This window comes from Galbibacter sp. PAP.153 (assembly GCF_037029175.1).
GTDB lineage: Bacteria > Bacteroidota > Bacteroidia > Flavobacteriales > Flavobacteriaceae > Galbibacter > Galbibacter pacificus.
The window spans coordinates 13422-26152 of record NZ_JAZEUN010000002.1 but is presented as its reverse complement, the minus strand read 5'-3'; the positions used below and the strand labels follow the sequence as shown (position 1 = coordinate 26152).

Annotated in this window: 11 protein-coding genes; 8 read left to right on the top strand and 3 right to left on the bottom strand. The window is 38.4% G+C overall.

Annotation, left to right across the window (positions count from 1 at the left end; genetic code table 11):
• Positions 1–5 precede the first annotated feature (5 nt).
• The 5 genes from UXI14_RS00955 (at position 6) to bshA (ending at position 6243) form a co-directional block, all read left to right on the top strand.
• Positions 6–452 carry a phosphoheptose isomerase gene (locus tag UXI14_RS00955; RefSeq protein WP_277898835.1) on the top strand — a complete coding sequence of 149 codons (447 nt, stop codon included), beginning with the start codon at positions 6–8 and terminating at the stop codon, positions 450–452.
• A gap of 183 nt (positions 453–635) precedes the next feature.
• Complete coding sequence (locus tag UXI14_RS00950) at positions 636–1427, top strand: (Fe-S)-binding protein (protein WP_335964391.1); 792 nt, start codon at positions 636–638, stop codon at positions 1425–1427.
• A 46-nt stretch (positions 1428–1473) separates the two neighbouring features.
• A complete protein-coding gene (locus UXI14_RS00945) occupies positions 1474–1959 on the top strand; it encodes an ABC transporter ATPase (RefSeq protein WP_335964390.1) in 486 nt (161 codons plus the stop codon).
• A gap of 105 nt (positions 1960–2064) precedes the next feature.
• Positions 2065–4989: a glycoside hydrolase family 3 N-terminal domain-containing protein gene (locus UXI14_RS00940; RefSeq protein ID WP_335964389.1), complete on the top strand. Its 2925-nt coding sequence runs from the start codon at positions 2065–2067 to the stop codon at positions 4987–4989.
• Between the two features lie 123 nt (positions 4990–5112).
• Positions 5113–6243, top strand: a complete 1131-nt coding sequence (gene bshA, locus UXI14_RS00935) for an N-acetyl-alpha-D-glucosaminyl L-malate synthase BshA (protein WP_335964388.1) — start codon at positions 5113–5115, stop codon at positions 6241–6243.
• Positions 6244–6259: 16 nt separating this feature from the next.
• On the opposite strand, the gene UXI14_RS00930 is transcribed toward bshA, so the two are convergent.
• Entirely contained in the window at positions 6260–6922 is a 663-nt protein-coding gene (locus UXI14_RS00930) for a pyridoxamine 5'-phosphate oxidase family protein (RefSeq protein WP_277898840.1), read from the bottom strand.
• A 9-nt stretch (positions 6923–6931) separates the two neighbouring features.
• Positions 6932–7498, bottom strand: a complete 567-nt coding sequence (locus UXI14_RS00925; RefSeq protein ID WP_335964387.1) for a cysteine hydrolase family protein — start codon at positions 7496–7498, stop codon at positions 6932–6934.
• 78 nt (positions 7499–7576) lie between these two features.
• Between UXI14_RS00925 and UXI14_RS00920 the strand changes: the two genes are divergently transcribed.
• The 3 genes from UXI14_RS00920 (at position 7577) to UXI14_RS00910 (ending at position 10941) form a co-directional block, all read left to right on the top strand.
• A complete protein-coding gene (locus tag UXI14_RS00920; protein ID WP_335964386.1) occupies positions 7577–9052 on the top strand; it encodes a PLP-dependent aminotransferase family protein in 1476 nt (491 codons plus the stop codon).
• A gap of 78 nt (positions 9053–9130) precedes the next feature.
• Positions 9131–10069, top strand: a complete 939-nt coding sequence (locus tag UXI14_RS00915; protein ID WP_277898843.1) for an AraC family transcriptional regulator — start codon at positions 9131–9133, stop codon at positions 10067–10069.
• A 104-nt stretch (positions 10070–10173) separates the two neighbouring features.
• Positions 10174–10941 carry an SDR family oxidoreductase gene (locus tag UXI14_RS00910; RefSeq protein WP_335964385.1) on the top strand — a complete coding sequence of 256 codons (768 nt, stop codon included), beginning with the start codon at positions 10174–10176 and terminating at the stop codon, positions 10939–10941.
• Between the two features lie 673 nt (positions 10942–11614).
• Here UXI14_RS00910 and UXI14_RS00905 read toward each other — a convergent pair.
• The gene (locus UXI14_RS00905; protein ID WP_335964384.1) at positions 11615–12586 is read right to left on the bottom strand and encodes an NAD(P)-dependent alcohol dehydrogenase; all 972 of its coding nucleotides are present in this window, start codon (positions 12584–12586) and stop codon (positions 11615–11617) included.
• Positions 12587–12731 lie beyond the last annotated feature (145 nt).

The window sequence follows — 12731 nt, the reverse complement described above, 5'->3', positions numbered from 1 at the left end:
TTAAAATGAACAAAGAAGAAGTTGAAAAATTGCTACATGAAAAGTTAGAAGACGGAGAACATATAAGTCCGGTCTTGCCAAAGGGGATAAAAAACTATTTAATCGATATAGATGGTACTATTTGCGACGATATCCCCAATGAAGAGCCAGAGAGAATGGCTACCGCACAGGTATATCCGGATGCTTTAAAAACATTAAACAAGTGGTATGAGGAAGGGCATATTATATATTTCTTTACTTCCCGTACCGAAGAACATAGAAAAACCACCGAAGAATGGTTAAACCGTCACGGGTTTAAGTACCACGGGATGGTAATGGGGAAACCAAGGGGCGGAAATTACCATTGGATCGATAACCACTTGGTGAAAGCAACCCGTTACAATGGTAAATTTACCGACCTTATCGACAAGGAGGTTACCATTCAGGTTTTTGACGATGGAAAACACGATTAAAGATATTCAACCTTTACCAAAGCAGTATTGTAAATATTGCAATGCTGCTTTGTATAATGTGTATTACATATTGTAGTTGCAGAGCAAATAGTCTTGAACGCTCCTTTTTTTGAAAAGGCCAATGTTAAGCCAAATATCTCAAGAATAACTTGATGCAACTATAATAGCTAAAAACAATTCAGTATGAGCGATACAATAAAAGTGCCCACAATGGCAGAAATGATGGCTGAGGGAAAATCCCCCGAAGTACTTTTTTGGGTGGGTTGCTCCGGAAGTTTTGACGATAGGGCCAAAAAAATAACAAAGGCTTTTGTAAAACTTTTAAACAAGGCCAACGTTAGCTTTGCTGTATTGGGTACTGAAGAAAGTTGTACGGGAGACCCTGCCAAGCGGGCCGGAAACGAAATGCTTTTTCAAATGCAGGCAATGACCAATATAGAAGTATTGAACGGTTACGAAGTAAAAAAAATTGTAACGGCATGCCCACATTGTTTTAATACCCTAAAGAATGAATATCCTTCATTGGGCGGAAATTACGATGTGGTACACCATACACAATTTTTACGTTCTTTATTGTCTGAAGGAAAGCTTACGGTTGAAGGTGGTAAATTTAAAGGAAAGCGGATAACGTTTCACGACCCTTGCTATTTAGGAAGAGCCAATAACGTGTATGAAGCACCGCGGGACCTTATTCAAAAACTGGATGCAGAACTGGTTGAAATGAAAAGCTGTAAAAAAAGAGGTTTGTGCTGTGGTGCAGGCGGGGCACAAATGTTTAAGGAACCCGAAAAAGGAAATAAGGACATTAATATAGAACGCACCGAACAGGCCCTGGAAACCAAACCTGAAATTATTGCAGCTGGATGCCCTTTTTGTAATACCATGTTAACCGACGGAATTAAAAACAAAGAAAAGGAAGTACAAATAGCCGTTATGGATGTTGCAGAACTTATTGCAAATGCAGGCGATTTATAAAAAAATATTTTAACTGAAAAACGGACTCTTTTAAAGGTAAAAGAAAATGATAGTAGCTTTTAATGAAATATCAGAAACGGCACGCGTATGGATATACCAGGCCAACAGAAGTTTTACAGAAGATGAGATTAAGGAACTAAACCAAAAAATAACAAACTTTATAGAACAATGGACCGCTCATGGAGCCCACCTGCAAGCTTCCTTTGAAATACGCTATAAAAGGTTTATTATCATAGCATTGGATCAAGAATTTAATGCTGCAAGCGGTTGTTCCATTGATGCTTCGGTACGTTTTATCCAAGAACTTGAAAAAGAGTACCATGTCGACCTTCTGGATAAAATGAACGTTTCCTACAGACAAGGCGACTTTATTGCCTACAAGACCTTGGCTGATTTTAAAAAAATGGCAAAACAAAAGGCAGTCTCCCAAAACACAATTGTTTTTAACAACTTGGTGACCAATAAAGAGGAATACCAAAATTATTGGGAAGTCCCCGCAAGGGACAGCTGGCATGCCAGGTTCATGAATTAAACTTTAACTTTTTACCTGCTAACTAGTATTTTAAACATCGTTTTTTATAGTAAAATGATGTCGATTTTTTATGAGAAAAACATTCTATTTAATAAAAATTATTCAATGGTATTAAAGAAAAATGTTTTTGTTGTTGTATTCCTATGTGGATTTTTAAATCTGTCTGCTCAAGGAGTAGACCCTTTAATTACCAGTGATTATCAACAGCAAAAAGCATGGGTAGACAGTGTTTATAATGCATTAACACTTCAGGAAAAAATAGGTCAGTTGTTCATGATCCGTGCCTTTACGGACAAAGGGCAGGAACATATACAAAAAGTAAAAAACCTTGTGTCCAACTATCAAGTGGGTGGGGTTATATTTTCTACTGGGGGGCCTTACCGTCAGGCAAAGATCAATAATGAGCTACAGGACCTTTCAAAAGTAAAGATGATGATGGCCATGGATGCCGAATGGGGACTTTCCATGCGCTTGGACTCTACATTTGCTTTTCCTTACAACATGGCACTGGGCGCTGTTAAAGATACAGACCTTATTAGGCGTGTTGGAAAACACATTGGCCAACACTGTAAACGTTTAGGGATGCAAATTAATTTTGCGCCAGATGTAGATATCAATACCAATCCCAAAAACCCCATTATAGGCAACCGTTCATTTGGAGAGAACAGAGATAAAGTTGCACAAAAAGCCTTGGCATTTATGCAAGGGATGCAATCGGCTGGCGTGCTTGCCAATGCAAAACATTTTCCGGGTCATGGAGATACGGAACAGGATTCCCATAAAACCTTGCCCACTATTAATTTTTCAGAAGAACGTATAGACAGCGTAGAGTTATATCCGTACAAGCAGTTAATCCCGCAAGGACTTGCAAGTGTTATGGTGGCCCATCTCAATGTACCGAGTTTAGAATCGCGGGATGGTTTTCCGTCTTCTCTTTCTGAAGGAATTGTTACGGGCTTGCTAAAAGAAAAGCTTCATTTTAACGGCCTTATATTTACCGATGCTTTAGAAATGAAAGGAGTTGCCAATTATGCCGATTCGGGCAATGTAGACCTTTCTGCTTTTCTTGCCGGAAATGATATGCTTTTAATTTCCGGGGATACCCCCGAGGGAATAAAAAAATTAAAAGAAGCTTATGATGAGGGCGTTATTACCGAAGAACGCTTGGCCTATTCAGTAAAAAAAGTCCTAAAAGCCAAATATAAAGTTGGTTTAAATGATTACCACCCCGTAAAGATGGAAAATCTATACGAAGATCTTAATAGGGTAGAAGATACCATTTTGTACGAAGAAGTGATGGAGAACGCCATTACGGTTGCTAAAAACGACGAACAACAAATACCTGTCCGCGATCTGGATAAAAAGAAAATAGCATATGTGGGCTTTGGCGACGGGGAACATCAATCTTTTTTAACAACACTACAAAAATATACGGAGGTAGATTATATACAGGCTTCAACCTTGAGCGATATGGTCGAGCGCTTGCAACCATACAACTTGGTAATTATTGGGCATCACCGTTCTACGGAAACCCCATGGAAAGCAGCCGATTTTACCAATGAGGAGAAGGTTTGGATTTATGAAATTGCCAGATTGAAGAAAGTAATTCTGGATGCCTTTGTAAAACCATATGCACTGCTGGACCTTCAAAGTATAGATAATATTGAATCGATTGTAATAAGTTTTCAAAACGATGCCATTGCACAAGAGAAATCAGCCGAAATTCTTTTTGGTGCCCTGTCTTCAAAAGGGAGTCTTCCGGTAATGGCACATCAAAAATTACCCGAAAACAGGGGTTTTTTAACCAACTCGCTTTCCCGTTTGGGGTATAGTGTCCCAGAACGCGTAGGGATGAATTCCAAAGTACTTAAAAAAGTAGATTCGGTAATGAATACGGCAATTAGCTCTGGGGTAACGCCCGGTGGGCAAATCCTTATTGCCAGAAACGGCAAGGTTGTTTATAGCAAAAACTTTGGAAGGTTTGATTATGGAAGGGATGCAGAGAAAGTACAGGGCAATAGTATTTATGACTTGGCATCGCTTACCAAAATTACAGCTACCTTGCCCAATATCATGCAATTGGTAGAAAATGGCGAGCTTACCTTTAATACAACTTTGGGCGAAATGATCCCCGAGCTTAGAGGGAGCAATAAAAGCGACCTTAAACTCTTGGCCGTTTTATCTCATTACGCACGGCTAACACCTTGGATCCCGTTTTATTTGCAAACCCTTGATGAAGGCACCAAAAAACCGTTGGATAAATATTATCATGAAGAACCCAATAAAAAGTTTTCAACGCAGGTGGCAGACCATATGTATATTAGAAATGATTATAAGGATACCATCTTTGAGCGAATAAAGGAAAGTGAGCTTTTGCCTAAATTGGAATACAAGTATAGCGATCTCCCTTTTTTATTGCTACAAAAATATTTAGAAGATTATTACAAAGAACCTTTAGATGAGATAGCCCAAGAACGCTTTTATAAATCTTTGGGGATGAACTATACCACCTTTAAGCCATTGGACAAATTTAAAAAAGGCGAAATTGTGCCTACCGAGGTAGACGACTATTTCCGTTACCAAACCATACAAGGTTATGTGCACGATATGGGTGCAGCCATGTTGGGAGGCGTTGGTGGACATGCAGGGTTATTTAGCACATCAAACGATTTGGCCAAAATGATGCAAATGTACCTTCAAAAAGGATATTATGGCGGACGCAGGTATTTTAGCGCGGCCACTTTGGATAAATTCAATACGTGTTATTATTGCGAAGAAGATAACCGGAGGGGCGTTGGTTTTGATAAGCCCCAATTGGGAACAGTTGGCCCCACATGCGGTTGTGTGTCCATGACAAGCTTTGGCCATAGCGGCTTTACCGGAACCTATGCTTGGGTAGATCCCGTGGATAACCTTGTGTACATATTTTTATCCAACAGGACATATCCAACAATGATGAACAGAAAACTTATAACCGAAGGGACACGTACCGTAATCCAGGAAATTATATACGAATCCATAGAAAGATAAATTTTTTTGTCATACTTTGTAAATTCAGGTAAAGACAACCGACTTAGGTTTTAAATAACTTTAAAATAACCTATCTGTTCCTTTCTCATATTTTAAGGTTCAGGAAATTAATAGTTAAAAGATATGCGTATAGGGATTGTATGTTACCCAACCTTTGGAGGTAGTGGCGTAGTTGCAACAGAATTAGGAATGGCTTTGGCAAACAGGGGTCACGAAATCCATTTTATAACATATAAGCAACCCGTACGGCTGGCTTTATTAAGCGGAAAGATTCACTTTCATGAGGTAAACGTGCCAGAGTACCCGCTTTTTCATTACCAACCCTATGAGCTGGCATTGTCCAGTAAGTTGGTAGATATGATTAAGCTATATAAAATTGAAGTGCTGCACGTACATTATGCCATTCCACATGCCTATGCAGCTTATATGGCAAAGAAAATGCTTCAAACGCAAGGTATTGACATTCCTATTGTAACCACTTTGCACGGTACCGATATTACCTTGGTTGGAAACCATCCTTTTTACAAACCTGCGGTTACCTTCAGTATAAATAAATCGGATGTGGTGACTTCGGTTTCCCAAAGTTTAAAGGACGATACCAAACGCCTTTTTGATATTAAGAGAAAGATTCATGTAATTCCCAACTTTATAGATCTCTCAAAATATAGCCGCTCTTTTACCGATTGCCAGCGTGCCATGATGGCCTCCGATAACGAGAGGATTATAACACATATTAGTAATTTCAGGAAGGTAAAGCGCATCCCCGACGTAATCAATATATTTTACGGTATTCAAAAAGAAATGCCCGCAAAACTTATTATGGTAGGCGAGGGGCCCGAACGGGAAGGCGCCGAGGCCCTGTGCGACCAATTGGGCATTGGTGAAAAAGTTATCTTTTTAGGGAACAGTAATGAGGTGGATAAAATACTTTGCTTTTCCGATCTTTTCTTGTTGCCTTCTGAAACCGAAAGCTTTGGTCTGGCGGCACTTGAAGCAATGGTGAATGAAGTTCCCGTAATTTCCAGCAATACTGGCGGTATTCCGGAAGTAAATAAAGATGGGTACAGTGGCTTTTTAAGCAATGTGGGAGACGTTGCTACCATGACAAGCAATGCGCTTAAGATATTAAAGGACGATGTTATTTTGAACACTTATAAAAAACAGGCCCACGATCAGGCCCGCAAATTCGATATAAACAATATTGTACCTCTTTATGAGGAAATATATGAAAAGGCATACGAAAAGATTTTTTAGTTTTTTGTACCTCCAATTACTTTGAATTCTTGTTTACATAATTATCTATATGTTCTGGAATAGCTACACCTTCAGGTAAATAGGGATCGCTTTGGGGTGTTTCTGCCAATTGTTTTATAGGGACAATCCCTGCCCAGATAGGAAGTTCCATATCACTTTTTTCATCATGAACGCCAACGTCCCTTATTTTTGCCGAAGCCGTTTCAATCACCATTTCGGCTACCAAGGTTCCGTTCAGTTCTTTTTCAAGTATAGGGCGTAAATTTTCCCATCTTCCCGGAATCATTTGGTCAATTACACATTTTAGTCCTTTTTCTTTTTCAAGAGAATCTGTAACCTTTTTCAATTTTCCAAATAAGGTGGCCGACCTGTAATTTACAGAATGGTGCAATCCAGACCGTGCCAACACCAATCCGTTCAAATGCATTACAGTCATGCTTATATCTTCGGCTTCGAGTAGGGTAAGTAACATTCGGTTTTTTAAAGAACCGTGCAGGTATATTTTATTGTTTTCCCTTCCATATGCCATTGGCAAGGAGATTGCACGCCCTTTGTATGCATAACCCACATACCCCATAAAATCGGCGTCGAGTATTTGGTTTACCGTTTCAATATCATAAGAAGCCCTTTTGGCGCCTCTTTGCACTTTGTTTAGAGATGTTTTTGGATAGGTAGCCATGTTTTTTGCTTATATAATTTCTAAAAGTTTTTTTGTTGAGATAATATCGGCAAACTCATCTTTTAGGTTTGCCAATGTGGTTAAATGTATCAACGCAGCGTCGTACTTTTCACCATTAACACCAACCCTGTCAAAAGCCGCTGTTGCATCGTTAATTAAAATAGTTTTATAGCCATAATTTCCTGCCATACGTGTAGTTGTAGAGACACAATGGTTGGTGGTCAAACCCATAATTACAAGCGTATCTGTACACATATCGTCAAGCATCTGTTTTAAATTGGTGCCAATAAAGGCACTGTTTACATTTTTGGTTATAAGTGTTTCATCGGGCAACGGGATAACTTCCTTTTTAAATTCAAAACCTGGGCTGGAAACATGTAATTTAGATGTTGGTTCCTGCGAACTATGCTTTATATGGTAAATGGGAAGCTCGAGCTCCCGCCATTTTAATAAAATCTTTTCGGCATTCTTTTCAGCATCTTTATTATTCCTGTTTCCGCCCCAATATGCTTCATCGTTAAATGCTTTTTGAAAATCTATAAGTAGTAATGCCGGGCGTTTTGTTCTTAAGCTCATGTATTCTTTTTTAATGTCAAATGTAGTAGATTTGTGGAGCATTTATTTCGTCCACTTTTTATTTAATTGATAGTCCAGATGATTCCGTACAAAACTATAATCAAGCTCGATAAGGATACCAAACAAGCATTGTACCTTCAAGTTGCAAATCAATTTATTGAGTTGATAAAAAAAGGTATGATTGCCCCAAAAACAAAACTTCCAAGCAGCCGATTGCTTGCAGAAACATTACAAGTACACAGAAGGACTATTGTGGCCGCTTATGATGAATTGATTTTACAGGGTTGGGTTGAAACAATTCCAAAAAAGGGAACTTTTGTACACCGGGACTTGCCCATATTAAAACAAAAGGCTTTGGGAAGTTTAAGCAAAGGAGTCCATAAGGAGCGCATTGGGTTTTCTTTTAACAAGGAACCGGGAATTGATTTTCCGGTTTTTGACAAAAAAGAAAACTTTTTATATATAAACGATGGCACACCCGATGCGCGTTTGGCCCCTTTACCAGAAATTGCTAAAATTTATAGGCGTATTGCAGCCAAAAAAAGGAGCATTCCTTATGCTACATATCATTCCACTTACGGAAATCCCGAGTTAAGGCAAGCCCTTGCCCAATACCTAAACCAAACACGTGGCCTGCGATGTACTAAAGACAATATAATGATTACCCGCGGGAGCCAGATGGGAATATACCTATTGTCACAGTTATTACTACAGGAAAAAGAATATATAATAGTTGGAGAAACCAATTACATTGCAGCAAACATTACTTTTTTAAATAGGGGTGCACAATTGTTGCGCATTCCGGTAGACCACAACGGAATAGTAACCGAAGCCGTAGAAGAATTATGTGAAAAGCATCCAGTAAAAGCTATATTTGTTACCCCGCACCACCATCACCCTACCACCGTAACTTTATCGGCAGAAAGGCGGCTACATCTATTAAATCTTTCTCAAACTTATGGTTTTGCCATTATTGAAGACGATTACGATTATGACTTTAATTATAGTCATGCTCCTATTTTGCCATTGGCAAGCCATGATAAAAACGGAAATGTAATTTACATAGGCTCTGTTTGCAAAGCCGTGGCACCGGTTTATAGAATAGGGTATTTGGTTGCCCCCAAACCTTTTGTAGATGAATGTGCCAAATTAAGACGGTTTATAGACAGGCAGGGGGATTCCCTTTTGGAATATGCGTTTGCCTATTTTATAAAAGAAGGCGGCATGGAAAGGCACTTAAAGAAAACGCTCAAAATATATAAAAAACGTCGGGACCTATTCTGTACACTGTTGAAAACAGAATTAAAGGATTATTTTAATTTTGAAATTCCCAAGGGAGGCATGGCCATTTGGGCGATGTTAAATGCTAAATATAAATGGGAAGACCTAGTTGTTTTGTCGGAAAAGCATGAATTGGAGATTGGTAACTGGCAACGTTACGATAGTGCCAAAATAGGACATAACGGTATCCGGTTTGGTTTTGCTGCATATAATGAAGAAGAAATACACGAAGTAATACATAGATTGAAACAAAGTTGTTTGGGGTTACTATAATGCAATCTGTTTTAAGGGTATTAAAAAAGAACATAATGGTGTAACTATATTGTTGTACCTTTGAATTTTGCAAATGTTATGAAAGCTGTTAAAAGTACTTCCCTTGAAGAATTTTATAAAGAAGCCGCTGCATTTACCGGTCGGGAAATAGACACTTTGTTGCCACCTGGGATCAACAAGGAAATAGGTCATTTTAATGTATTCGATATTTCCGAGACCATAAAGCAGGTAAAGCGCAAAAATGTCATGCCATACAACCGCAGGGCATACTATAAAATAAGTTTAATACGTGGCAAGAATAGGGCGGAATATGCCGATAAGGTTATAGACGTTAAAAAAAACGCATTGCTTTTTGCCACACCAAAAGTCCCTTACCATTGGGTTCCTTTAGATGAAAACCAATCGGGCTCTTTTTGTGTTTTTACCGATGAATTTTTGGCAAAGAACATAACGGGGATAGTCTTGGACGAACTCCCCATATTCAGGTCGGGCGGATATCCCGTTTTTGAGATTGAAGATGCGCAGGCAGATCAATTAGCATTGACTTTCAACAAAATGAAAGAAGAAATTGCTTCCGGTTATGTTTATAAATACGATCTGCTCCGCAACTATGTCCTTGAGCTTGTTCATCAAGGTCAAAAGCTACAGCCCGCAACACAATTGCATACCAACCAAAATGCTTCGGCGCGGATAATTTCCCTGTTCATAGAACTGTTAGAACGCCAGTTTCCTATAGAGTCGCCCGAACAAAAATTAACATTGCGTACTGCCAAGGAATATGCCGAGCGTTTGGCCATACATGTAAACCATTTAAACAAGGTACTTAAAGACAATATGGGGAAAACAACAACCGACATTATTAGTAGCAGGATTGTACAAGAAGCAAAAATATTACTAAAGCAAACCGATTGGAACATCTCGGAAATTGCTTACTGCCTTGGTTTTGAAGAAGTGGCACATTTTTCCAACTTCTTTAAAAGACAAACTTCCGTAGCCCCTGTTACTTTTCGTACGTAAGTCTTTTTATTTGAATTTTGCAAACAATCCTTTGATGTTTACAAACCACACTCCTTGTTTATAGCCTAACTTTGTACTATCAAAAATTTTAAAAAAAAGTACAAATGAAAACAGAAAACAACAAAGTGGCTTTGGTTACCGGTGGTAGCCGTGGCTTGGGCCGGGATATGGCCATTAACCTCGCAAAAAAAGGAATAGACGTTATTCTTACTTACAGAGGCAATAAAGAAGAAGCAGGAGCCGTTGTGGCAGAAATTCAGTCAATTGGCCAAAAAGCCATTGCCTACCAATTGGATACTTCAAAAACAGGAACGTTCCAGACATTTATTAATCAGGTTACCGGTCATTTAAAAGAGAATACCGGAAGCCCTAATTTCGATTTTTTAATCAATAATGCGGGAACGGCACTTTATGCACCTTTTACCGAAACCACCGAAGCGCAGTTCGACGATATGTTGAACATTCACTTAAAAGGCGTTTTCTTTTTAACACAAAGAGCAGTTCCTTATATAAACAAAGGCGGCCGCATTATTAACATTTCTTCGGGATTGGCAAGGTTCTCTTTTCCTGGTTCTTCCGCATATGCCGCAATGAAAGGTGGAGTAGAAGTGTTAACCAGATATTTGGCCAAGGAGCTGGGAGAAAAGGGTATTGCTGCCAATATTGTGGCACCAGGTGCTATTGAAACCGACTTTGGCGGAGGCCGTGTGCGGGACAACAAAGAAATGAACCAACAAATAGCCGGGGTAACGGCATTGGGCCGAGTAGGACTGCCTCAGGACATAGGTGGGGTAGTAGCTTTTTTATGTACTGAAGAAGCCCGATGGATAAACGGACAACGAATAGAAGTTTCTGGCGGGATGATGTTGTAGATTATCAAAAAAATAAAGAATTAAAAAGCTTGTACATTCCAAATACAAGCTTTTTTTGTAGTATTTTTATAGAAGGGTTTATATTTTCAATAAAAAAATGATGGATAGATTTGTGTCCATATTATATTCAAAGTGGATTGGAATATGTATCTGCTGTGGCTTTTTTATATCTATTATATTACGTAATGTTTTAGAAAATTGGTACCGGTTTTCTGCTTGTAGAACTTGGTATGAAATATTGGCCCCTGTATTATTGTTTTTTTCATTGGGAGTTTTATTAATTTCATTTTTATACCTTATCTACATCTTGATAGAGATCTATAACAAAACCCTTGAAGAAGATATTTTAATACGCTTAACAGGAGTAATACCTATTGTATATGTTTTTGTAAAAAGTTTTATGAACTTTGTTTAAGGAGCTTCAAATACCTGTCGTATACAAAAATAAAATTGGACATAGGTTAGCTGTTAATTGTTGTTAGTGATAAGGGAAGAGGGGCTAGTTACTTGTTAATGGTTAATTGTTGTATGTTAGGGATATTTGAAACCTGAAACCTGAAACCTTTGAACTTCTGGACTCTCAACCTTCAACAACACAGCAACATAACAGTGTAACAACGACCAACCATCAATTAGCTCGGTATGAGCATGATATTCGCACTAGCAAGGGGTGTTATTTTTTAATTTCGACTACAATTTTTCCTTGGTGTCTTCCCTCGCCGAAATATTGAATCAACATAGGGATTTCATCAAATTCATAAGGACCATCAATTATTGGTTTAATCTGCCCATTTTCCAAAAGGTTAGAAATTTGATCTAGGCCCTTGTTTGTTTTAAGGTTGAGCACACTTAACTTTTTGCTTGTAAAAAGAGATATCAATTTTCCTAACAATAATACTTCGAATAACCTATACATCAATCCTCCAACCGTTATATAAGTACCGTTTCTCTTGAGGGAGCGCGCATATTTAAATACGGATCTGTTTGATTTTGTATCAAGGATAAGGTCATATTTTTCGCTACTATTGGTGAAGTCAATTTTTTTATAGTCCATAACGTTATCAAATCCCATCGATTTCAATAAATTAAGTTTTTCACCACTGTCAACGCCGGTAGCCTTTATTCCATGTAATTTTAGGATTTGAATTCCCAAGCTACCAACACCACCACCAGCGCCATTGATTAGGATATGTTGTCCAGACTTTACCTTTCCCTTTTGCATAAGTCCTTGAAGCGCTAATAGTCCGGCATGTGGCAGGGCAGCTGCATCGTTATAACTTATATTGGAAGGTTTTTTGGAAATTGTTTTTTCTGGAACACAAACATATTCGGCAAATCCGCCAAATCCACACTCCGACAGGTCACAGTATATTTCATCACCAATTTTAAAAGAGTTCACTTTACTGCCAATCGCCTCAATTTTTCCCGAGATGTCTGCCCCGGGAATATTTATTTTTGGCTTTTTTAACCCATGAACCAAGCGAATTACAAATGGCCTACCCCTTACCAGACCCCAATCCCAATCATTGATGGATGCTGAGTGAATTCTCACCAATACTTCCTTGTCTTTCGGAATCGGTTTTGAAACTTCCCCAATCTCAAGGAAATTAGGTAAACCATATTCCTTTAATAGAATCGCTTTCATGAGATTTTTATTTGTTTATAGTGATGCATAACTTACTACAAGTATACTAAAAATACATTTTGTTATATAAAATGGTTTGATAACTACTCGTTTTTAAATTAATAAAGCTTGTAGTAGCTAATGTATAGAATACAATGCAGAGGAC